The 22,572-nt window shown below is 57.2% G+C and carries 14 protein-coding genes and 1 pseudogene; 9 read left to right on the top strand and 6 right to left on the bottom strand.

Annotated elements, in window-relative coordinates:
• Positions 1 to 39: 39 nt before the first annotated feature.
• The 3 genes from ALC15_RS11470 (at position 40) to ALC15_RS45455 (ending at position 3,844) form a co-directional block, all read left to right on the top strand.
• Positions 40 to 828: an ABC transporter ATP-binding protein gene (locus ALC15_RS11470; RefSeq protein ID WP_050627301.1), complete on the top strand. Its 789-nt coding sequence runs from the start codon at positions 40 to 42 to the stop codon at positions 826 to 828.
• 22 nt (positions 829 to 850) lie between these two features.
• A complete protein-coding gene (locus tag ALC15_RS11465) occupies positions 851 to 2,047 on the top strand; it encodes an acyl-CoA dehydrogenase family protein (protein ID WP_050402911.1) in 1,197 nt (398 codons plus the stop codon).
• 1,560 nt (positions 2,048 to 3,607) lie between these two features.
• Positions 3,608 to 3,844, top strand: coding sequence for a hypothetical protein (locus ALC15_RS45455; protein ID WP_050402912.1), 237 nt, complete (start codon positions 3,608 to 3,610; stop codon positions 3,842 to 3,844).
• Positions 3,845 to 4,140: 296 nt separating this feature from the next.
• On the opposite strand, the gene ALC15_RS45450 is transcribed toward ALC15_RS45455, so the two are convergent.
• The gene (locus tag ALC15_RS45450; RefSeq protein WP_157113573.1) at positions 4,141 to 4,293 is read right to left on the bottom strand and encodes a hypothetical protein; all 153 of its coding nucleotides are present in this window, start codon (positions 4,291 to 4,293) and stop codon (positions 4,141 to 4,143) included.
• A gap of 232 nt (positions 4,294 to 4,525) precedes the next feature.
• Between ALC15_RS45450 and ALC15_RS11455 the strand changes: the two genes are divergently transcribed.
• Positions 4,526 to 5,311, top strand: coding sequence for a class I SAM-dependent methyltransferase (locus ALC15_RS11455; protein WP_094193823.1), 786 nt, complete (start codon positions 4,526 to 4,528; stop codon positions 5,309 to 5,311).
• A gap of 1,285 nt (positions 5,312 to 6,596) precedes the next feature.
• Entirely contained in the window at positions 6,597 to 7,895 is a 1,299-nt protein-coding gene (locus ALC15_RS11450; protein ID WP_244486029.1) for a DUF5623 domain-containing protein, read from the top strand.
• Between the two features lie 66 nt (positions 7,896 to 7,961).
• Here the strand turns inward: ALC15_RS11450 and ALC15_RS11445 are convergent, their stop codons facing one another.
• Positions 7,962 to 13,166 (bottom strand): hypothetical protein, encoded by a 5,205-nt coding sequence (locus tag ALC15_RS11445; RefSeq protein WP_050402914.1) that lies wholly within the window; start codon positions 13,164 to 13,166, stop codon positions 7,962 to 7,964.
• 161 nt (positions 13,167 to 13,327) lie between these two features.
• Between ALC15_RS11445 and ALC15_RS11440 the strand changes: the two genes are divergently transcribed.
• Positions 13,328 to 14,185 (top strand): type IV toxin-antitoxin system AbiEi family antitoxin domain-containing protein, encoded by an 858-nt coding sequence (locus ALC15_RS11440; protein ID WP_050402915.1) that lies wholly within the window; start codon positions 13,328 to 13,330, stop codon positions 14,183 to 14,185.
• On the top strand, positions 14,172 to 15,092 hold the full coding sequence (locus ALC15_RS11435; RefSeq protein WP_050402916.1) for a nucleotidyl transferase AbiEii/AbiGii toxin family protein: 921 nt from the start codon (positions 14,172 to 14,174) through the stop codon (positions 15,090 to 15,092). The genes ALC15_RS11440 and ALC15_RS11435 overlap by 14 nt, the downstream gene beginning before the upstream one ends.
• Before the next feature lie 42 nt (positions 15,093 to 15,134).
• Here the strand turns inward: ALC15_RS11435 and ALC15_RS11430 are convergent, their stop codons facing one another.
• Complete coding sequence (locus tag ALC15_RS11430; protein WP_050627299.1) at positions 15,135 to 18,818, bottom strand: SIR2 family NAD-dependent protein deacylase; 3,684 nt, start codon at positions 18,816 to 18,818, stop codon at positions 15,135 to 15,137.
• A 263-nt stretch (positions 18,819 to 19,081) separates the two neighbouring features.
• On the opposite strand from ALC15_RS11430, the gene ALC15_RS11425 reads away from it, so the two are divergent.
• Together ALC15_RS11425 and ALC15_RS43290 are read left to right on the top strand one after the other, a co-directional pair.
• On the top strand, positions 19,082 to 19,357 hold the full coding sequence (locus ALC15_RS11425; protein WP_128089496.1) for a ribbon-helix-helix domain-containing protein: 276 nt from the start codon (positions 19,082 to 19,084) through the stop codon (positions 19,355 to 19,357).
• Positions 19,358 to 19,554: 197 nt separating this feature from the next.
• Complete coding sequence (locus ALC15_RS43290) at positions 19,555 to 19,878, top strand: hypothetical protein (RefSeq protein ID WP_128089495.1); 324 nt, start codon at positions 19,555 to 19,557, stop codon at positions 19,876 to 19,878.
• 384 nt (positions 19,879 to 20,262) lie between these two features.
• Here ALC15_RS43290 and ALC15_RS46120 read toward each other — a convergent pair whose 3' ends face one another.
• The 3 genes and pseudogenes from ALC15_RS46120 to ALC15_RS11415 all read right to left on the bottom strand — a co-directional run bounded on the left by ALC15_RS46120 (position 20,263) and on the right by ALC15_RS11415 (position 22,310).
• Positions 20,263 to 20,955 (bottom strand): hypothetical protein, encoded by a 693-nt coding sequence (locus ALC15_RS46120; protein WP_244486028.1) that lies wholly within the window; start codon positions 20,953 to 20,955, stop codon positions 20,263 to 20,265.
• Positions 20,956 to 21,234: 279 nt separating this feature from the next.
• A pseudogene (locus ALC15_RS47885) lies at positions 21,235 to 21,495 on the bottom strand (DNA adenine methylase); the annotation flags it as partial.
• A complete protein-coding gene (locus ALC15_RS11415; protein WP_050627297.1) occupies positions 21,492 to 22,310 on the bottom strand; it encodes a hypothetical protein in 819 nt (272 codons plus the stop codon). The gene ALC15_RS11415 and the pseudogene ALC15_RS47885, both read right to left, overlap by 4 nt.
• Between the last annotated feature and the right edge of the window lie 262 nt (positions 22,311 to 22,572).

Raw genomic sequence — 22,572 nt, 5'->3', positions numbered from 1 at the left:
TGTTCAGCTCCCGCGTCCCTCAAGACGATGGATCAACAGATGAGCGAAACCCTGCTCTCGGTCGAAGGTCTGGCCGCGACTTACAACTACGCGATCGCGGCCGTCAGCGACGTCTCGCTTGCCGTGCGGCGCGGCGAGATCGTCGCCGTGCTCGGCGCCAACGGCGCCGGCAAGTCGACCACGCTGCAGGCCATCTCGGCGCTGCTCTCGGCGCGTCGCGGCCAGATCACCGCGGGCCGGATTGTTTTCGATGGCCGCGATGTCGCGGGTACGTCCGCAGCGACGCTGGTGCGCGCCGGGCTCGTTCCGGTGCTCGAAGGGCGGCACTGCTTTGCCTCGCTGACGGTGGAGGAGAACCTCGTCACCGGCGCGATCGGGCGCGATGCGCGCCGGGCGGAGATCGCCGCGGACCTCGACCGCATCTATCAGCTGTTTCCGCGGCTGAAGCAGCATCGCCGCACGCTCGCCGGACTGACCTCCGGCGGCGAGCAGCAGATGACGGCAATCGGCCGGGCGCTGATGTCGCGTCCGCGGCTGCTGGTGCTCGACGAACCGTCGATGGGCCTCGCGCCGCTGGTCGTCGAGGCCATCTTTCGGGCGCTCAAGCAGCTCAACAGCGAGCAGGGGCTGTCGATCCTGGTCGCCGAACAGAACTCGACCGTGGCGCTGCGCTTTGCCGACCATGCGGTTGTGCTCGAGAACGGGCGCAGCGTGCTGGCCGGCCGCGCGGCCGAACTGCGCCAGCGCGCCGACATCAAGACCCACTATCTCGGCGGATCGTCGCAGGCCGACCCGCGCCCAAGGCAGCCGCGCGAGGCTGTCGCATGATTGCAACCCGGAGAGACTGACCATGGCCAACGACAATCTAGCACGCAGGATCGACGACGACGTTTATGCCAGGCTCGATGCCGCCATCGACGCGACGGTGAAGGTGCATGCCGACCGCAACGACCGCGAGAGCCGCTTTCCGCGCGAGAACCTTCGCGCGCTGGCGGAGGCCGGCTGGACCGGCGTGCTGAACGAGCCGCAGTTCGGCGGGCTCGGCCTCGGCCATCTGGACTTCGCGGAAGCCGCCTACCGGATCGGGCAGGCCGATGCCTCCACCGGGCTCATCTACGTCATGCATGTCGGCGCGGCTCAGACCATCAATCTGTTCGGCAACACCGATCAGAAGGAGCGCTGGCTGAAGGCGAATAATGGCGGCCTGCTCGGCACCTATTCGACCAGCGAACGCGCCACCGGCGGGCACTGGTGGTACAATCTGTCCGAAGCCTCGCGCGACGGCGACGACTATCGCGTCAACGCCGAGAAGTCGTTCACGACGAGTTCGGGCCAGGCCGATTATTACGTGGTGCAGACGCGCACGCCTGATGCCAAGGATCAGGCCGACATCATCTTCTTCATCGTCGACGGCAAGGCCGAGGGCATCGAGTCCCGGCCCTGGGATGCGCTCGGCGTGCGGGCCAACCATTCCGGGGCGATCCGCTACAGCAATGTGCATGTGCCGCAACGCGACCGGCTCGGCGCCGAAGGGCAGGGCAAGGAGATCATCTATGACGGCGTCTCGCCGGTCTATCTGATCGGGCTCGGCGCGGTTTGGGAAGGCGTGGCGCGCGGCGCGTTGAACGCGGCGATCGCCCACACCACGAGCTTCGTGCACAAGGACAGGAACAAGAGCCTGTCGGATTATCAGGCGATCCGCCAGGAACTCGGTGCCGCCAAGGTGCTGGTCGAGACGCTGCGACCGTGGCGCAACGAGCTCGCGGGCAAGCTCGACGCGCTCTGGCGTGCCGGCAAGCCGCAAAGCGAGATCCTGATTCCGCTGACCGAGTTCAAGGTGCACGCCGCCGAGGTCGCCAACAAGGTCGCCGCGACCGCGCTGACGGTGACGGGCGGCTACGGTTATCATCGCGGTCCGATAGAGCGCGCCTATCGCGACGCCCGTGCAGCGATCGCGATGGGGCCCTCCAATGTCATCGCGCGCGACTGGATCGGAAAGGCAATGGTCGGTCTGCCGCTGGAGCTCTTCTACGAGGGGGGAGAGTAAGTCGAATAGGGGGACATCCCCAACCTTGGCGCACATGAGATGTCCCTCTCGTGGAATAGCTCTCCATTGCCGGTGGGGATGCTAGAGCGACCGGGACGTGTGCTGTCGGGAGGTCAACGGTCTCGATCAGACCAGTGGCGTCCATGTCCACAGCAAGACTCTCGCGGTCTTCTCAGGGCGCCTTGAACGGAGCCTTATCTGTCGAATGGCAGGTAGGGCGCGTCCGAGATCAAGAGCGATCCTGTTGGCGATAATTGGATCCGCCATTTGCTTCGATATTGAGGTTGATAAGGATATTCATCATCGCCTGCCTTCCCGAACTCGCTAATGAGGGCCTCCCGAGAGAGGACGAGGAGAGGGGCAGATATGTAATGGCGCCATCGGGACATCCAGGATTCGAACAAAGGACCGGCGGACGCCGGCGCTAGCGCTACGACTGTACGGTCCCGAGTCGATCTGGCAGCAGGTCGGCCAGCGGCTCCTCGACGATACCTGCGCTCGGCTGACCGGCCGTCAGGAAGATGAGTCGATGCCGACGAGCCTGATCCGGATGATTTCCCGGCCGGTCCGAAGTGGCCGTGATCGCGCTACATTCGTGCTCAAGACTTTAAGGGTTCGGCCCTGCAAGACGCGGGCGGCGCGAAAAATCAGCCGAGAGCGTGCAGTCTGGCGTGGCAGCGGCGACGCCAGAGACGTCGGCGGGTCCGCAGGATATCCGAAATGCGCCTGCTGCGGCGAGACAGGAGATCCGTCTCCAAATCCACCGCGATCGAGGCCAATCGGTACGCTCCCCCGACCATCCGCGTGACTTCCTCGTCCCCGATCGGACGACAGTACCGATCGGCGATCCGAGCGTTACCGACGAACGTGCCGGTCTCGACGTCGATACAGGTGAGGGTACCCGGGCCCGCCGGATCTTCCGGTCCTGAGACGATTACGTGGCAGTCCCGATAAGGCAGTTTTCGCCTGCAGATGCTTGAGGGGGCCGAGGACACGTCGCACATCCATTTTTGCGCCGGCCAGGCACGTCGCCTGCGGCAAAGTTTCTTCGTGCGCGGGAGAAGCTCCCGCGTGTGCTTCGAGGATTGGCCGGCGGCGGTGAACGAGTGCCGCGAACGATCGCTATAATTTGAAACGTTCCGGTAAAGGGCGGGGCCGGTTCATTTAATGGGAAAGAATCCGTTGCCTTCGAGACCTCGGCTCTGGCGATTTCCCAAGGATTCGTTGAGGAAGACACGAACGAGCATTCGATCAGGATCGCAGGCGGCGTTCCAGCTTAAGCTTCTGGAGGGCAGAACGAGTCACCAGCGGCATGGATACGGCGCCGATGTGAGAACTATGGATGGAGGGCTTATGACGTTGGTGAGGCAGGTGATGCCTCCGCGGGGCTGAAGAGTGGGATCCGAGGGTGGTCGAGAAGCATCAAGACTGTGCGCGATGTTCAACCGGAAGGTTCTTAGGATCTATCGGAACTGGTCGACCGCCATCTATGATACCGGGTTGCATTTCGTTTTGGTCTAGTTGAGCTGGAGGAAATGATCGCCGCAGATTCCTTGCGGTTTGGCCTTCCGCATCGTCGGCGACATCCGGCAGGTTTGCAGGCTCAGGGCGGACTACGAGGGCCGCTTCCTCAAAAAGCGAGGCTTCCTGATACGGAGAAACGGCTTGGCGTTCGCCAACAGCGTCGCTGCCGCAGAATTGGACGCGCGTCCCGCGGCCAGACGCGCGATCGACGAACGGGCCCGTCAGGCGCAATCTCGAATTCAAGCGAACGAGGATTACAAGTCTGTTGAGTAGAAATCTAACTCTCAGAAGTACGTCGGCGTGTCCCGTTGTCAGACCGCGAGCGTTAGTTACCAGTGACCGAAGCGCAAAATGGTACGGTGAAGCAGATATCGCGCTTCTGGTGATCGAAAACGAGGCTTTCGATCGTCGTTCGACGACAGGATTCTCTCGGATCGGCCTACCAGCCGGATCGCGACGTAGTGCGGCTGAGACCTGACTGAATTGAACGCCAATCGGGCCGAGGCCAAAGTGCCAGATACCCGATGATCAACTGATCATCTGCACTATGAGCATGCTGTTCGACGGCATCACCTCATGTTGGTAATGATCATCGACATACCGATCATCGGCATCGTCGAGTGTCGGTCGTGACCCAGCAGCAGCACGAGCAGAAGAGTTGGCTCACCCCCGCCTGATACCGGCGCCAGCGGCCTACCGGCCATGCGAAATTCGGCGCCCATTCTTCGAATTGCTCCAGCGTCGGGATCTTTGCCGCGTCAACCTTGGACTTTGCTGAATTTGGTAGTCGCAGCAGCAGCAAATCAGTTGTTCTTATGGTCCGAAATCGAGTCGCTCTTACCTGTCTCATGAAATTCTTCTTCGAAACAACCGCTTTTTTCAGAGGATCGTTGAGATAAATTCGTCGGGCTCGGCGAGAGCAATTGAATTTGTGTAGTCAAAGGGAATGACGCGATGAAAGAAACGGTTGATAATCGCCTATTGGCAGCAATTGATCGGTTAGCGAAATCTTCCAGCGAGGTAGCCAAAGCTTTGTCGACAATGCTGAGCAAGCAGGACATTGCAAATGAACACCTGCGCAAACTTGTAACCGCTGCGGAAATGTACGGGCTACCCAGAACAAATCATAGCTTGTTTCGTACTTTGTCTGTGATTGCACAAGAACGAGCGATTGAGATAATCCGTACAGAAATGCCTGATGCTGTCTTTTTTGCCGATCATGATGAGTTCAGGTTTGATGCCTTGTCAAAAGCGGATGCGGGTGTTGCTCTCGAGTTCGGTGTCTATACCGGTTACACCATCAGCACCATGGCCGAGCGATTTCCGGAGCGGAAGTTTTATGGCTTCGATAGCTTTAATGGCCTGCCGGAGCGCTGGAATGGATATCTTCCAGTGGACTTCGATCGTGGAGGCAAGGCGCCTGACGTTCCGGAGAACGTAGAGCTTATTGTTGGTCTGTTTGATGAGACGATTCCGTTGTTTGCTCAGCGCAAGCTGCCCGTTGCGTTCATCCACGTCGATTGCGACATATATTCAAGCACAAAAAGTATCTTTACGGGGCTCAAGTCTCAGATTCGTCCAGGATGCGTTATCGTGCTTGACGAATACTTCAACTACGTAGGGTTCGAGAAGCATGAAAGACTAGCTTTCGACGAATTCATCCGTGAGACCAACTATGGTGTTAATTGGATATCGTATTCGGGGCAACAGGCCGCTTGTGTACTGACGACGGGTGCATAGTGCCTACAGTCGGGCCGCAGAAATGCGTGGTCGGTGCGGAGTTCGTTACATTCTCCTTCAATCTCGATGGATTGAATTTGGCAATCGACAATTTCACTCATTGATATTGCTTGTCGCCATAAGGCTGGTGCAGGGAGCAGCAGCGGCATGCTTTTACACTCGTCTATGGCCATTGTATCGTCTGTGGGAAAGCCCTCAAGTAGAGGGGTGTTGGAACGCTCTGCTTACCAGATTACTGGCTATTCCGTGGAGTCGTTCATTTCGTTCTCGGCGCGAGCGGACATATTGCCGGCGCGATCAATCCTGCATCTGAGAACAGGAGAAGCGATGTGCCGGAGACCTGGCTCGCCCATGCGGAGGAGAAGCCGGGCAGCTGGTGGAACAACTAAATCGGGTGGCGTAAGTCCTGGACGGAGGAGCGTTTGCTGCACGCTCCCGATTTGGGAGTAACCTCTACCCTCCGAGCGAGCCGTCGCCTGGTCCGGATCGCCGGCTGTGGTGCCACGTCGACCAGCAGGTTTCATGAGGCAGATTTCCTGAAGGCACCACCCTCGGTTTTCTCAAGCTCAAAAATCGGCAAAAAAAACGAGCGGAAATTCGGCCGTCGTAAAAAGTGTCCTCACATATTATTATTAACGAAATTGGTGGGCCTTCCTGGATACGTATCGAACTTTTTGCGTCGCCCCGCCCCCTGAGGCCCGCGAAATTTTTGAGGAAATTCGGCGCGGAAGCGTGAGCGAGTTCGCCTAAATCTGAAGACAAGCGGATTTTGATTCCACTCGAAGTCACTGATTTTGGCACCTTTTTCGTTCCCAAATAGTACAAAGAGCCCGATTTCATTGGGTTTCTTACGAGATCCTCCGCGAATTTCCGCACGGTCATCATTCCAAAAAATTCTCGTGATTTTTCAATCGCTTCCAATTCTTGCTGCTAGCTCCACGCAGCATAGACGCAGCATGGAAGAAGCTTTCGCGCATGTGCCCCTCGCACTCGCTGTTGATGAGGCGGCGAATTGTCTCGCTGCCCGAGATTTGCGCAACTATCCACTTGCTCGGCGATCGGTCGTCCCCCCGACAGCATCCGATGCCATTTGCGCCGTGTGTAGCCGACCGGCCCTTTCAAAATACTCAACTTCTGGTATGGTACGGATTGGCTCCCGGCAGGAGCCTGCCGCCCGTCGTAGCGAAGCCGTTGAGGCACTGCTTTGATGCATCGTTCCCGCATGTCAGTCGGGTCCGAGAGGTGGTTGACGGGCGACGCTTCGCTAAGGGCCAGGAGACTGGACATGTCGCACGATCACATTCGTCCTTCCTCGATCGAGGGGATTAAGCAACTCGCCAACCGTCTCAAGAAGGCAAATGGCCTGAAGCATAGCGTCGCACTGGATATGGCATCCAAGGCGGCTGGCTGCGAAAACTTCACGCACGCGCGTCGCAGCCTGGGTACTAATGCGAAGCCACGACAAGCGGCATGTGAAATCTATATCTCGGTGCCATGGCGTGACCGCGCGACCAAAGCAACTGGGCGCGAAATCCTCAAAATGATGGTTAGCAAGCCGCTGGATGCGCTGGTGAGCCCAGCGCAGTACAAGATAGCGCGCGGACTGATCGCGATGCGGCGCGAGGGTCCTGACCATATCGCGGACACCTACACCGCTTCGTCCAAGCTGGCGGCGCAGGAGGCAGCATGTGCCGCAGCGCGTACCCTCCAGTTCATTGATGCGACGAATCTGAAGCCGTCAAAGGCCAAGCGTTCTTTGCCGCGAGGGGATTTCCAGAACCGAATGCCAGGATCCGACCACGATAGCGCATGGTTTGATCCCGCCACGAAGATCTATATTCGGGCGAATGAGCCCTATAGCCAGGGTGATGTGACGGCAGAGCAGCTAAAATGGGCAACGCAGCATGGCTGGACGGTGGCCGCGGCACCCTGGAAAGGCATGTATAACCCAGACGGTGGATCATGGCTTTTTCTCGCGGCCGACACCTCGAAGGGTTATTCGCTGGACCCGATCATCTTGAAGCTCGCCGCGGCCCCGGCTCCCATTGTGGTTGCGGATTGGAGTGGCGAGTCCAGGCCCTTCCTGCCGGAATTCGTCAGTCCGGGCCGCTTGGCTGAGACCAAGGCAAAGGCAGCTATGCCGAAGTCAGAGCGACCTCGCGGGACCAACAACTCGGTTGAATATGCCTTGTTCCCATCCGGCCCGAGCCGCCGACCTAAGGCCCAAATGCCGGTCGAGGGGCACAAGGCTGTTGGACGCCTTTTGAAATCGGTATTGGTCGATACTCGTCAGCGCGCAGGCGTCTACCGGCGGGTCGACGCCATTCGCTGCGAACTCGATAACTGGGTTCAGTGCGAGTACAAGCGCGACGAGCTGTCGGACGAGGTCTTTTTCAATCTCTACTATCAAGGATTGCCGAAGGATGATCCGCTCGCGGTGCCTCCTGCGGGCCGCGAGCGGCACATCGCCAGTCTTGCCGAGGTAGTGGCGACGCTCGCGCAATACTATCCCGAATGTCCTCCGTTGCGCGCACTATTGACAAAGGCAAATCAAGCGATCGCCTCGCTCCGCGCATGGAGATAAACAAATGCGCGCCTAACTAAACATCAAAAAGATCGAAGCCCTATTGAACCGATCCGAGAAGGTCGCCTAACTGGCCTTACGAGTGTCGCCAGCGTTGGCGATCTTCTCCTCGAGAATGCGTGCTTGAGCAACGCCCGATTGAACAAGAATATCGAGGCATTTGAAAAGTTGGTCAGCCCGCTCAGTCAGAGCGTCATGTACCGTGGCATCTTTCGCTAAAGCTGAATCGAACCAGGTGCAGACGCGGCTGCCAATATTCTTCTCTGCCCAGAAATTTCGGTCGACGCCGTAGGCCGAGCACCAGGCCTCCATAGCCTGGATCACGAATGGGATAAGAACTTTATTGTACGAAGATTCAGCCAGATTCAGGAAGAGGCTGGCGAGGTAACCAGACGTCGGAGCCCCTACCACAAGGTCCGTTAATGTTGCGATGGTTGCCGACAAACCGGGCCAATTGACTGGAATCGTTGGACGTCCCGTGTTGGCCCAGCGCGACGGCTGATAGAACATCGCGTTCAGGGCATCACCCGCATGCGTTTCGCTGGTAAATCCTTTCTCTCGCCCCAGGCGCCGATAGTTCCAGGCGCGCTTAATGCGATCTGCCAGCAATCCGCGAACGTCAGCTGGATTCTCGGGATTTTTAGTGTCAGTTGCCACCGTTGCCCCATCATAGCCGCGAAGGAACGATGCCATCACATCATGGAACGCCTCGTCATTGAATTTCACGATGGAATTCAAAAACAGGCTGACCACCTCCGAATGCGGCAGGGCAACGCTCAAAATGCCAAGAAAATCGAAGAAATTGATATTCCAGGTGTCCGGCCGATGGTCGCGCTCGCGCAGGTCTTTATCGTGCGGTCCATTTGCCTCGTCCGTCCACGCCATGAGGTGAACGGCCAAATTCTTTACCCAGACCGGCGGGTCGCCGATCGTGAAGCCGATGAGGTGGTGAACAAGTGCACCTATCGCTCTCTCGTCGACAATATGGCTCGGCGGCTGATCTTCCGGATCATCGTCTTCGATATGTCCATTGTCTCCGAGACGAATTTCGCGGCGTGGTCTTGTTCGCCAAGGCGCTAACGTGGGCCATGCTGGCTCTCCATCTTCTCCGTCGAGCCAACGCAGTTCGGCGTCGATAGCGGCATCGATCATCTGACGATCACGCTGGTCATTCACCTTTTGTTGCTTGACACTCAAGGCCCGGCGCGTGTGGACAGCACGGATCATGACAATACGCGCGATTGATCGCGGAAGCCGATCGTCGATCTGACCGAGACGCTGCAGGTTTTGGCCGAGTGCTTCCTGCACGGCGGGATGGTCTTGTCCCGCGGCGCACAGGATATGGCTCCGATTAATGTTGTCTGCGCCTCTCAGGAAGACGGACACGATTCCAAGCGTTGCGATCGCCGTCGCATTGTATTCAATTTGATTACCAAGATATTCCCTGTCTCGTTGTGTTGATGCAGCCAGCAAGACGGGCACGGCCCAACTCATCACATCGGCACGATCCGCGGCTTCATAATCACGCGCGGCGAGTGCCGCAGCCATCACCACGGCCCGCCGGTCCCATTCGGCGTCATAGTTATCGTCCTCGTCGTCTGACGTCGATAGAACTTCCGTGGGCTGGTCTTTTGCCCAATCGAGCGCTTCCTGCAGCAGTTCCGGAGTTGATTGGCTGGGCTCAAGGAGAGCGGCCTGGATTCGAAGCCGTATATTCATGCGTTGAAGGCCAGCGCTTGCGCGCGCCTGGTCTTCGCGCTCTTGCTGTTCTTCAGGAGCCTCCTTGAATTGATAGGCATCGACCTGCGTGCCGTCCTGCAAGGTGCGCGTCACCGCCTCCCAATTCGCCGCATCCGTCATCCGAAGGGCGCGGACAACCGTTGCGCGCAACTCACCAGCTTGATCTTGACCAGCCTTCTCTTCGGTGCCGAGTTCATCACGGGCCAGTTCGAGCGCGCTCCGAAGCTGTGTGAGTATCGCGGTGTCTTCGCCAAAAACATAGCGCCCGATCTGGTCGAATAAGCGCGAGCGTCGAGACGGCTGCACATCCAGGTCCACGCGAATGGCGGCTGTATTCCGCTGCCTTAACACCCCTGAAGGACGACTGGCAGCAGTAATGTCGTGCCTGAATCGGTCCTCATCAAATTGTAGCAACCGAGGATTGGCCGCCAAGGGCCAAGCTGCTTCCGCGGCAACCGACCAATGCGACAGGCTAAGGTCTATTGCGACGGAGAGAAACGCGACGCTCGAGCCATCGGGACCAAGAATGTCCTGCAGAACATCATCGAACGAACGTCCCGTTTCGATCTGGATATGGCCCCAGGCCTCAAGCGCTCTCAATGCCGTGGCTGTGATGAGGGAGGGGCCCGCGGCACGCGCCCAGAGATAGATCGTGAGATCGCCCTCGAAGGTTCTCTGATTGTCAGAAAATGAAATCTTGATCTGCGGAAACGGTATTCGCTTTTTCTGGTATTGCTCGCGGCGCCAATTCGTCGCGTGCTCGACTAGGCCTCGAATGAGCCGCAATCCGTCATCGCGAGAGCTGTTCAGGACGGTCAGAAAAGGACCACCATCCGGCGGGATATCCAGAAAAACGTGCTCATGGATTTCGAACGGGCCGTATTCACTGCGTCGCGAATGGTAACTGTCCGGATCATCTTTCTCAATCAGCGCCGCCAGCACAAAATCTGCGTATGGCCCTGGCGCAGCCTCGGGCAGTGTGCCGGGCGATTTCAAAAGAGCTTGCTGATCGTGATAGCGGATCGTTTCTGAATTGAGGTGGGAGAGGTAACGTTCCGCAGCCGCCCGATTGAGGTTCGCGTAAGTGAACACGATCATGCGGATTTCGTTACGCACATCGTCCAGATGATCAATATTGAGGCTTGGCGGAAGCTCGCTGATGTCCCTATAGATGCGCTGCGTCAGGTGGGATTCGATTAGCGCGAGCCAATCAAAGAGGATTTGGACAATCTGAGCGTTGATTGGATAACCGTGGCCCTGCGTCGTCATCAACCAGGCCTGAAACACCTTGACGGCGTCCGGAATGAGTTCGGTCGGCATAGACTTGGCCGAGGTCGTCAGCCAGACCACGAGTGGAATCCAACTGGGCCCTTTCGGCGCGATAAGATCGCCCGCACCGGCTGGAATGGAAATGTCGGGCCTGAGGCGTGTGATCAGAGCAGCAAGAGGTTCGGACTCAACCGCGATCATGAGCCGGATGATTTCGCGCAGACGTCGCCCGCCCGCATCCAAAAGGACCGGCGCCAGCGCGACATAATGTGTCAGAGCATCTTCCGAGCGCGGAAGTGCAAGCAAGACCGGTCGCTTCCAGCTTCCGTGACTGCCTTCGCGCTCTGTAATAGCAAGAAGTGCCAGCCAACGCTGACCGGTCGGATCATCCGCCAGCGCCAACCGTGCTGCTATCTCCAGGCCCCGAGCCAAGACAACTGGCAATGGCCTTTCCATTGATTGCGTTGCCAGGAGGCTCGCGTCTTCGTGCAGCTGAAATCCAATCGTCCAGTCACGAAGAACATCGTGGCGGAACGTTACGCTTGCACCCTTGATTTCCTCACGCAGGCTTTCGAGGCGCAGTAATTCAGCCGCGGTCGCAGAATCGAGACTGTCGACATTGAAAGCCGCCTGTGATGGGTTCGAGATCACCTGTGCGCCGAGCGTGCGGAGCGCCTTCAAGCGTGCAAATCTTCGATCATCCTCGGAGCGGCCAGCACCGTATCGCCACCACAAACATGCGAGATCAAGTTCGGTCGCCATGCCAGCGACTTCGCCGACGCCGAGCTCAACCATGCGCGACAGGTAGAAGAGGTTTTCGGCAACTCCTTTAGCTGGATGACCGTCAGCTAAAATCAGAGCCAGTGCCTGATTTTGCGAAGATAGCTCGGCCTTTTCCTCATCCGACAGGTTCCCAACTGCCAAGCAGCTTATACCAGCAGCTCTCATACGGGCGGGAAGCTTCGTTTTCCAGTCGTCGCTTTCGACCCCACAGGTTGCGACCACACGCCATCCCTGGCTGCGGATTGCTTGCGACAGCAGATCGGTCACCGTCGCCCATTCACCTTGGTTGTCGATCTGATCGATATTGTCGACAAACAACATCGCGCCGCCGCCAGCTCCAAGCTCATTAAATAGCTCCGCCTGCGAACCGGCCCAGCCGATTGTATGGGCCATCACGGACCAGCCGCCAGCAATAATTCTGCCGTGGCGCAGAACCAGGACACAGCTCTCTGCTTGCAGACGAACTGCGAGGTGTTTCATGACGCCGGATTTGCCGACGCCTGGTCGGCCCTCGATCAGCATCACCGGATGCTGCTGAAGGAGATTATACGCTTCGTCGATCAACCCATTGCGTGCAAGACGAGCACCACCAACGGTTTCATCTATTTCATCAAGCGCCTGCTCGGTAGCTTCCGCAAGGCGCTCATAGACCGGCCGCACATAGCCATGCGCCGTGAAGTGAACTCCGTGCTGCTGCTGGAGCGCCGTAACGACCGTGGCCCGATCCATTGCGCCAGCCGCGCGCGCGGCTGCTCCGACTTGATCGATGATAATAGACCAGAGTTCATTGGCACGGTCAGCCTGATCGAGAGGAAGGATCCAGCGCAAATGTTCGCGGGCTCGATGGTCATAGTCGGAGGCCACTGACTCGAAATCAAAGACCAGAATCTGAAATCGGCGAAGTAGCCGCCAAACCGTCTGGTCATCCGTAGGCGCTCCGGCCAATGCGAGATTGGTGCGGAAGACTTCGATGAAGCTGCGCATCCCGTCCGATGCGAATGTGAGGCGGCCAATGCGCGCCGCAAAGGTCGCGCCATCGGGGAGTTGACGCGCCCAGTGCAGGACTTCCTGGTATGCCTGCTCGATACGCGTGGTCGTTCGCGCGATCGCTACCGCAAGTTCATAGCGGCTCGTCTCAAAGTCGGGCTTCTGCGCCGCTTCCCAGATTTGTCCGACAACCTCGCGAAATTCCTTATCCGAGGCGGTGAAGGTGAGGGTGCGTTTGACCTGAATCTCGAGCGTTGCCGGTGAGCCATCACGATTGACTGCCTTGATGACCACATCATCCAGAGGATGTTCGGCAACGCGCTGCTGAAAAGCGACACTGCGGACGGTGGCGCCGGGCAGGCCGCGCGGCTCGCTGCCGGACAGCAAAGGCAGAACATAAAATGCGCCGACCTTAGCCTCGAACTGAGGTCCGGCATTGCCCGTCGCCGACGGAGCAGCGACTTGCGCTGGTTGATACGATTCCTGAGTCATATGCTATTTTGTTCAGTATTTGTTCGAGGAGCAACATCTGCTTCAAAGGCGTCAACAAGCCGATGTCGGTTTACGTTTCCTGCCATATATCAATACATAATTGATCTTTCTAGGAATTGTCAAACTGGCATTTGGTTTTAAAATGTGCTATATTATAAATTATGAATAGAGAAAAAGGAGGACTTCTAAACCAGCTCGCCAGCAAGCTTCCCGAGGGAATGCTTGTGGATGCCGCATGGCTCACGGCTCAGGGCTACTCACCGCAGCTCCAACACCTCTATGTCAAATCAGGTTGGCTCGAACAGCCGACCCGCAGTGTGTTTCGCCGGCCCCGTGGGACTTTGAGCTGGCAGCAGGTCGTGATCTCGCTCCAGACTATCCTGAATTACTCGCCGCTCGTCGTCGGCGGACGCACGGCGCTCGAATTGCAGGGCTATGCTCATTACCTCGCGCAGTCACCGGCCACGCCCGTCCATTTGTACGGCCCCAAGGCGCCGCCCGGCTGGGTTTCCAAACTGCCGCTTAAGGCCCGCTTCGTCTATCACAATGACCAACGGCTCTTCAAAAACGAGCCGGTGACCAAGGGGCTGGGTAGCCTCAGATGGAACGTCGACAAAGGCGAGGCCCGCGACGCGACGAGTTTTCGTGGCGGCGAGGTCACGGAGCTTACCTGGGGTCAGTGGGATTGGCCCCTGACACTCTCAACGCCGGAACGCGCAGTTCTTGAGCTGCTCGATGAGCTGCCACACCACGAGAGCTTTGATCAGGTTGACGCCCTGTTCGGCGGCCTCAGCAATCTGCGGCCAAAACGCCTGCAGAAACTACTGAACGACTGCACCAGTGTGAAGGTGAAGCGGCTGTTCTTCTTCTTTGCCGATCGGCATCAGCATCCATGGCTCAAGCACGTCAAGAAAGAAAATGTCGATCTCGGCAGTGGTAAGCGTATGCTTGTCAAAGGCGGTGTTCTCGATCCAACCTACCACATAACGGTGCCTGAGGATTTGCATGGCGTTCGCTGATGTCTACAAGCGGCAAGTTGCCCTGCTCATCCGCGCCCTGCCTTTCGTGACGGATGAAGCCTGTTTTGCTCTCAAGGGCGGTACCGCGATCAATTTGTTTGTTCGCGATCTTCCACGTCTGTCGGTCGATATCGATCTCACCTATTTGCCCGTAGCGCCGCGAACGGAATCGTTGGCCAATATCGACGACGCCATGAAACGCATTGCCAGTAAGATCAAAGCAAAAATTCCCGATGCGCAAATCACCGAGAGCAAGACCGAAAATGCCGTCGTCAAACTGATCGTCCGCTCACAAGGCGTACAGATCAAGATTGAAGTGACGCCCGTTCTACGTGGTTGCGTCTTCGAGCCAGCAATAGTTCCGGTCAAACCGGCTGTTGAAGAGGAGTTCGGGTTTGCTGAGGCGCGAACCGTATCATTCGAAGATCTTTATGGCGGCAAGATTGTTGCAGCCCTCGATCGTCAGCATCCCCGTGACCTTTTCGATGTACGCGATCTGATTGCCAACGAAGGCATCAGCGACGACTTACGCAAGGCCTTCATCGTCTACCTACTGAGCCACGACCGGCCGATGTCGGAAGTGCTGGCGCCGACGCTTAAGAATATCGAGGATGCGTTCAAGCATGGTTTCGCTGGCATGAGCCGTGATCCCGTCGAGCTTGCGGATCTGCTCGCTGCGAGAGCGGCATTGATAAAGTCGATTGTCGGCGATATGCCCGACAATCATCGTAAGTTTCTGATCTCGTTTGAAAAAGGTCAGCCCAACTGGGATCTGCTAGCCGTACCTGGCGCCGCCGACTTGCCCGCCGTGCGCTGGCGCCAGCAGAATCTGGATAAGCTGTCCGCGAACAAGCGAGCCATTCTCGTCGCACGACTAGAAGAGGTTCTGTCCAAAAAGACGTCATGACCAGTCAGGCTATGGTCCTTCCGTTGGCAAAGTGTCTCCCGCTTACTCTGGATCATCTTGATCGGGCTCCGTCAGGCTAAACCGGACTTCAGGCAAGGAATCAATACGGGCTTCATCGATCCACGCCTGAAGTGATCCGTCGTCTTTGGTACGCGCCTTGAGTGCAACGGCGAGCTTGACGCACTCTGCACGTACGAGTGAAGCTGAAACGGCCTCCATGCTGTTCAGTGCGATATCCTCGTAGCGGACTCCACGAATCTCCGCGATCGTTTCTGTCAGGCGCTTCAGGTCTTCCGGCCCCAGGAAATCCAGCTTTAGCAATTTGAGCGCGGCATCGAGCAGGGCGAGAAGACCGATTGGGCGGCGCACTTCGATCGTCGTTATAAGCCGTTCGATAAGCGTTTGCGGCAATTCGGGAAGTGTTCCGCTAAGGACCAATCGCGCCCACACGACTATGGCCTGCGCGGCACTTCCTACCTGCTCGGGATCCGAACCGAGCAATCTTGCGCGGATAACAGAAATGGCCTCGTCGGTGACATCCGTTGCCGATGCGATAAAGTATAGCAACGCCTGCATGCTGGTCCAAGACTGCGTACGTCCAATGAACACAATAAGGGCATGCGCCCGCTCGATCGTCCGTTGGTCAGTGCGCATGGCGGGTACGATGGCGACGGTTAACGCATAACCCGCGGCAAGCCGGATCGCATCGTTGAAACTCTTAGCGAACGACACGCCGAAAGGATCCCTGTCACCCTCTACCTTTTGAATCTCCCACGCGGTGATCTCGTCGAACATTTGCGCTGCCCGATCGGCTGAAATGGTGAGACCGAAGCGGGCTGCATTCGTAATTGAGGCCAAATGGTTGGTCTTATCCCCCATCACGCTTGTGTTTAACGGAGAGGGGAGCCGCATGACATCGCGTAAGTCCAAGCCCAGCAGCCGAGCAGACAGCCTCGCATGTCTATCAATACTCTCCGGTGCAGGCATCTTCAGAAACAGACCAGCATTGAGATATGTATTTGCCGGAAGCCCCCCCTCTTGTGCATCGAGGTCCGACCAGAGCGCGTTGCCGAAAGCCGTGATTTCGTCAGGTTTGAGCGTCTCGTTAAAAGCGAGATAAGCGAGCTGTGGGATGGCTATCGGTCTGTCGGTGTTGCCTTTTTGGGACGCAGCCAGGAGTTGACCTATCCGATGATCCCAACGGGTGTCGGCCGGCTGACGGCTGGGCCGTGTATTCCAAATATCAAAAACGATCTGCGGCCAGGAAGCATACGACCCCTGTACACCCTTTTCCGAAGGCAACGGAAATTCGAGTAAGGTGAGGGCGGCCGTACCCCGTTGCGCCGTTGGAAGAGCTTTGACCGCGTGCTTTGCCAATTCGCCGATGGCATCGATCAACCAATGGTGAGTGACCATGGGATCCTTCGCCAGATCGCTCGCCATTTGCAGCGCCTGAGACGCTTCTTCGGGACTCATTCGAACCGTCAGGCGCGCCAAGGCCATCAACATCAGGCGCAATGCATCGACGGCGTAGCCAAGATCGTTCTTAGCTTCGGCGGCGCGCGCATCCTTGATACGGCGAGCCCAGAACGCGACCGCGGACCCAATGATGGAATGAAGGAGCGAAGCCGTCGTCGCCGGTATTCGCGCAGTCGCGACCCGGCTGAAATGCCGCTCAAACGGCTTTTCGAAATGAGAGTGCAAAGCGCGGAAGAGCCAGACAAACCATTCCGGGTCGGATTGGGGAGCCGCCTCTACAACGGCAAGCGCCGCCGTCGAGGAGACATCAACTCGATTGATGCGGAGAGGAAGGCCGATATGCTCGATGAGTTGATCGAACTCGTAAAGCAATTCGAGAGCAGGATTTGAACCGAAATGCGTTTCGGCTGCACCGTGGCGATAATGTCCCGCCTCGAATGCGGGTTGAACGGCGACAGTATCTTCGTTGCGTTTCTTTATGATTCTGGCGGCGCTATTTTCTATGTACTCAACCTCCGCTCGGGGGGCGATATCGAGTTCCTTGAAGTCCCTGGAGAGAAGAGGACGGTCGGCTTGACCAATCGAATCCCACGTCTCAGATGCCCTGTTGATCCAACTGGCCCATCCCAATTGCGATTTGACAACCAACGAATTGCGATCGAGCCGGTGACGGCGTTCGAGATCCGCCATCGCGTCTTTGATCAGCTTCGCCGCTTTCGCGTATTCGCCGCACTCCGTGTGCAAGGCAGCACGCCGCAATCTCCAGATTGGATCGTCCGACTTTAGCTTGGCAAGCCTTGCTGCCAACGTATCGAATTCCATCCGATCACGCGCGCGCAAGCACCATTGATACTGAGCCTCTTGCCGGACAAGTGCATCGGCGGCGGCTTCCGTATCGATAAACGCTGCCCATCGCTGCATGCCCTCCTCGTCACGTGAAACACGGGCGTCTCGCATAAGCGCCAGCGCGAATTCCAGGCGCGCATCGGGGTCGATCTCGGGTGACTTATTGTCGACAATCTCCGTGAGTGCCTCGGCAAGCCGAACATCCAAGGGAACAAATGCGAGCGTGCGGCGCCACAGAATCTCGAATAGGGCTTCGGCACGCAGCTTCGGCTCTAAAAGATCGAGCACCGGCTTTCGTACCAACCAATGCGCATCACCGGTGTAAGCGATTGACCGGCGCAGATGGGCCGGGCAGATCTGCCAGCCGGGATAGTTGCCGCGGTCGGCCTTGAAGAAGGGAATTGTCCGCTTCAGCAGATCGGCGGCAAATTCGCTGTCCTTGTGAATGCGCTGGTGAGCATCACCGCCTGCCTTAGCCAAAGGAAATTCGCCGTGGGCGGTCAACTTCCATTCGTGCCGTAAAGGCGGCTTCACCTTGCGCAGCTCATCGATGAAAATACGGATCGCTGCGGCATGCTGAAGGCTCGGCGACAGTTTTTCAACGATGGGGAAGAAATCAATCGGCGCAACGTTATGAGCTTCCAGATACTTCCTGGTTGCTCGTTCCAGCCGCAGATTGCCGACCAGGTATATTCGGCGCGCGCTGCCGCCGAGATGATCGCGTACCCAGCCAGCCCATTGCAGGAAGTTGGGATCATCGCCGGAAAAGCCGATCAGACATAACTCGTTCTCGATAAAGATTTGCCGGGCAAGATTAACAAAGGCCGCGTGCTTCACGGGGTAGGTTCGGTAATCTTCTTCCGCGAAGATGAGGGGACCTGGATCACCGATCGATCCGTGTAGTTTCACGATGCGCGGCGATCGGGCGTGGGTGAGATCGGCTTCCGTTCTTACGACCTCGTAAGATTGGTCGCTGGTGTGTTCGGCGCGTTCAAGGAGCGTGTCCCAATTGGTCGTGAGCACGTCGCCCCACGGTAAGCTCAGCAGAGCGCCATGCAGCGGTCCTGGGGACCACGACTTGTCCGGAAGCCGTGTCCGGAGAAAGTCGTCGAGCCCCGCCTGACCAAAATAGGTTCGGTATTCTTCGGCAATGCGCAGGGGGTTGCTTGGCGCTCTCTTCTGATCGTGCGGATACAGCCGCTCGACCATTTCCGTCATGAGTTCAGACCACAAGGGTGGTTCGGGCGTATCTTCGCCAGGCCGCTCCGCATTCTTGCTGAGGCCGGCACCAACCAGGACCGAGGCGCCGCGAACGGAGCCGTTGCGCCACAATGCACGAGCCAGCTGCTGGAAAGCGGGATAATCGGGGAGATCGGCAATATTATAAGTCGGTTCAATCATGGCGGCCTAAAATACAATTTCAACGCTAGTTTCATCCTCCGCCGCCGCAACGTTTGCAAGCACTTTGCTGAGTGCTCATCGATTAAAAGCAAGGACAAGCCGAAGGACCAAACTAAATCCCGAAATATCCTAGACAGGAGAGTCATCGTCGCCGTTACATGCGGCACAGCCGGAGGCTCCAAATATCAGGACATAGTCGTTGATTCTTTTGCATCCTCCTGCGAGGCTGCTCAGCGGACGATAACAATCTAGCGGTGTTAACAATGGAGTTCAAAAGCCGAAACGCTGCCAAACGAGGCAGTGACCTCAAGGATCGCAATGCGCGTCGCGGAGGGCGAGAAGGCAAAAGGATGATTGCCGGCTATTTCGACCCAGAGGCTTTTCGCGCGATCAAGGTGCTCGCAGCGCAACAAGACGTTCCAGTTGACGTTCTCATTCACGAGGCATTTGCTGCGCTGTTCAAGAGGCTCAAGCAACCAGTTCCCAGCCCTATATTGAAGAGGCTGAAGGAAAGGCTGCCACCGAAGTTGATCCCTTAGAGTTGTCGAGCCTCTGATGAACGGTCGGATCCTAACGGCTTACCGTCCATTCCCTTCAGTGGACAAATCCGGCTCCGATGCTGCTTTGATTGACGCAGCAATAGGTCCGCTTTTAGCGCTAATCACTATTAAGATTAAGCAGCCAGGATCGCTGTTTGCGAGAGATTGGCTGGCACCAGGCTGCCGAGCAGTCCTACATGGACGAAGGCGTCAAGCTATTAACAGTTGCCAAAGATGCGCAGCGACTTTTCGAGAAACGCCCGGCAGCGGACAAGCGCTGTCTTCTAAATTTTGTACTCTCGAACTCCACGTGGCGTGGTGGGCAGCTCACGCCGACTTTCCGTCAACCCTTTAATCTGATTGCAGAAATGTCGGGCGTGCCGCCCGATGAAGGCGGCGGCGGAGGCGCGGATTCGACGCCGCGTTCTGAATGGTGGGCCCGGCAGGAGCATCCACCATCGTCGTTGGGCCTTGATTTCCGGGAGCGACGGCAGAAGGCGGGACAGGATGTCTCACCTTAGTGTCCCACTTCTAGCCGAACGACGTAATCGTTGACAACCCTTGCAGGGCGACCGTTCGCCACTATGCGATTGAATACCGGTGCCAGTTCGCAAGCAACGAAGTCAGATGCCAGATTTGGCGGATTTTTTTGAGCGGGTATACAAGATCATCACCGCCCGAATGTCCCCCATGGGGCTGCGATCATAGCCTGATAATGCGATTGCATTAGCATCTGATCCAGTCTCACTGCCACTTGTTCGTATGCTCACAGCGAGGCTTGGCCCCTATGGGTACCTACGCTCCGATCTGCATTCGCGTCTGCAATGGGGGCGAGGGTTGCTATGCTCTTGAAGGAAGGCCGCATATCGGTGGGAAAGCATGTAGGGCGATCGCAATGCTTGCCTTTAAGCCCGCCATCGAGCCGTTACGTCAAACTCGATCAGTTCTTTCTTCGAGTTGCGCTTTCGTATAGCGCGGCATTCGACCTTCGCAAAACCCAATTCCTTCAGCATCGCCATATAGATTTCTTCGACTGGCAACAGAACGCCATAGAAGGTTGAGTTCCCCACGATGTAGTGAAGTCTCGCGTCGTCAGCCAGAATGGTTCTGAGACCCCGGAAGTGTGCCCACATGTCGTCGAAATATTTGGCGACGTAATTTGAAAGGAGTTTTCCGTTTTTGTTGTCGCCGTGAGCTATCCTTTCAATGGCATCGCGCAGGACGTCCAGAGAGAACTCCTCCGATGAGGGCTTCCAATCCGTAAGTCGGCTCGTCGCAACGCCCCACGTACCTCCGATGGCTTCCCAGTCCATTTCGCCTGCATCTCGGCCGTTTACGAGAAAGCCAAGCCAGTACATGTACGGACGAAGTTCTCGAATGTAGCTCATTCGGTTCGCATAAGGGGGCGAGGTAACGACTAGGTTGACTGGTTGATCAATCGAGAGTTCGGGAGATCGCGCGTCGCCGAGCAATACTTCAGCTTCACCGACGGGGTTATCTGTTGCACCGTTGAGAATGAAACGCACGTCTTCAGCGAACAGCCCGGCCATGTCCAGGTCGAGCGCCAATGCAATTTGGTCAGCGTCTTTGAAAGACATGGATTGGTGATTGAACGCAGCATTGGATGCGCTAATCAAAGTTCGACAGAAGGCCACGAGAAGCAGAGTTCGCTGAGGCGACGATGGCTGAGTTACCGCGTCTATGGCAGCCCGAAGCGTCCTCAAGAACTCCAACGCAGATGGTGCCCACCATCTTTCGATTTTGTGCAGAGCAGGAGCAGGAGCAGGATCGACCCCGCGCCGTCTCACTAGCTCTAGTGCGCGCGCGCAGGCATGCCGTGTACCCTCGACCGCAGCGAGGTCATAGTTTGCCGTCTTGGCTTGACCAAGCCAAACGAGGAAAGGGTTTATGTCTGTCGTGAGACCGTGATGCCCGTGGTAAGCTGCGCTCAACGCGGTAGTGGCCGTTCCGCAGAATGGATCGTAGATGCGCGCGTGGCCCTCGACCGTAGATATAATCTCCTCGACGACCTTGACCGAATAGGCGGGCGTAAGCCTCAGCCACCCGTGCCTGCCCGTTTTGAGGTTATGCTTATGGGTGTAGTCGGCGCGTTGTCTTAGTTTTTCAGCGGCTGTCATGTTGTTTCTGGTGCTAGTAGAGCCTTCAGTACAATCTCGATTTCAGTTCTCAGCATCTTCCTGTTTCGAGTGAAGAACCCGGCCAGATCGTAGCCGACAACATCGCGCATAAAGTCGTAGGTGGACGTTAGAGGGTCGTTCGCGCCTTCAACGCCTCTCAGCACGACCCATCGCTCGTTGGTGTATCGAAGAACCAGATCGGTATCGATTTGTGCAGATAGAATTGTTGCGCAGGGCATGTAACCTTGGGTGTAGGCCATGGCCGCGTTAGCAATATCCGCGTTTTGCCGTTTGCTGTCTTTGCTCTTGTAGCCTTGGCGCACTTCAAAAACTGCGCCTGTCAAGCTCTCAAACACTTTCTTGTCGACGCCCAACTTCGCCGCTGACTGCTGCATCCAACCATGGACGCGCGCGCGCTTCTTCTTGTCGGAGACCTTTTCAAGCGGTACTCGGCCGTCGAGCGAAAGTTTTCGGTCTCGGCCTCCAGTCGGAGACGCGACGCCATAAGACCAAGCAACGTCCGTTGCGGATAGACCCAACTCATCTCGCAAAACGGTGCGGAACAGCTTCTCGCAGCCGATCCCGATTTGCCGGTAGACGCTCGTCATTCCACCCGCTGCCTTGTGAGCGGCGTACATGAGAGGATTGTCGAGACCGAACCAATTATAGAACGCATCGGCGCGATACAGGGTTTGGAACTCGGCGAGCGTCAGTCCTCCTGTGGCATTGCCCTGCCCGAACTTTGGTCGGTAATGTGCACAGACCCGAATTGGGTCGAGAACTATCTTGAGATAGCGTTCGTCGTTGTCGGCCACGGCATTTCCGTCGTTAGCTGTCTCGTCTGTGATCTATCGCCTTCCGTGAATACAAAAGCCATCCAAGGTTTGAAGGCGGCGGCAGATATGAACAACTGAGACGCCCTTCCACAAACCACAGATCGCATCATGAGGGCTCAGCCGCTCGTTAGAGCGCAAGATCGAAGGGCGGGGGCCCGTCCTCTCTTTGAGGTATACCTTAGCGAGACGATCAAGTGAGACGCCGACGATGTCTCATATGGGTATCTTTACAATTGCGAGA

The sequence above is a fragment of the Bradyrhizobium viridifuturi genome (genome assembly GCF_001238275.1).
Lineage (GTDB): Bacteria > Pseudomonadota > Alphaproteobacteria > Rhizobiales > Xanthobacteraceae > Bradyrhizobium > Bradyrhizobium viridifuturi.
Note: the sequence above shows the minus strand (reverse complement) of the source record. Positions and strands in the feature narration are given on the sequence as shown.

Excerpts from the sequence above, each read along its gene's own strand:
- ALC15_RS11470 (WP_050627301.1), top strand. The coding sequence starts at position 40 with ATGAGCGAAACCCTGCTCTCGGTCGAAGGTCTGGCCGCGACTTACAAC.
- ALC15_RS11465 (WP_050402911.1), top strand. The coding sequence starts at position 851 with ATGGCCAACGACAATCTAGCACGCAGGATCGACGACGACGTTTATGCC.
- ALC15_RS45450 (WP_157113573.1), bottom strand. The coding sequence starts at position 4,293 with ATGGGCGCCGAATTTCGCATGGCCGGTAGGCCGCTGGCGCCGGTATCA.
- ALC15_RS11455 (WP_094193823.1), top strand. The coding sequence starts at position 4,526 with ATGAAAGAAACGGTTGATAATCGCCTATTGGCAGCAATTGATCGGTTA.
- ALC15_RS11450 (WP_244486029.1), top strand. The coding sequence starts at position 6,597 with ATGTCGCACGATCACATTCGTCCTTCCTCGATCGAGGGGATTAAGCAA.
- ALC15_RS11445 (WP_050402914.1), bottom strand. The coding sequence starts at position 13,166 with ATGACTCAGGAATCGTATCAACCAGCGCAAGTCGCTGCTCCGTCGGCG.
- ALC15_RS11440 (WP_050402915.1), top strand. The coding sequence starts at position 13,328 with ATGAATAGAGAAAAAGGAGGACTTCTAAACCAGCTCGCCAGCAAGCTT.
- ALC15_RS11435 (WP_050402916.1), top strand. The coding sequence starts at position 14,172 with ATGGCGTTCGCTGATGTCTACAAGCGGCAAGTTGCCCTGCTCATCCGC.
- ALC15_RS11430 (WP_050627299.1), bottom strand. The coding sequence starts at position 18,818 with ATGATTGAACCGACTTATAATATTGCCGATCTCCCCGATTATCCCGCT.
- ALC15_RS11425 (WP_128089496.1), top strand. The coding sequence starts at position 19,082 with ATGGAGTTCAAAAGCCGAAACGCTGCCAAACGAGGCAGTGACCTCAAG.
- ALC15_RS43290 (WP_128089495.1), top strand. The coding sequence starts at position 19,555 with ATGGACGAAGGCGTCAAGCTATTAACAGTTGCCAAAGATGCGCAGCGA.
- ALC15_RS46120 (WP_244486028.1), bottom strand. The coding sequence starts at position 20,955 with ATGTCTTTCAAAGACGCTGACCAAATTGCATTGGCGCTCGACCTGGAC.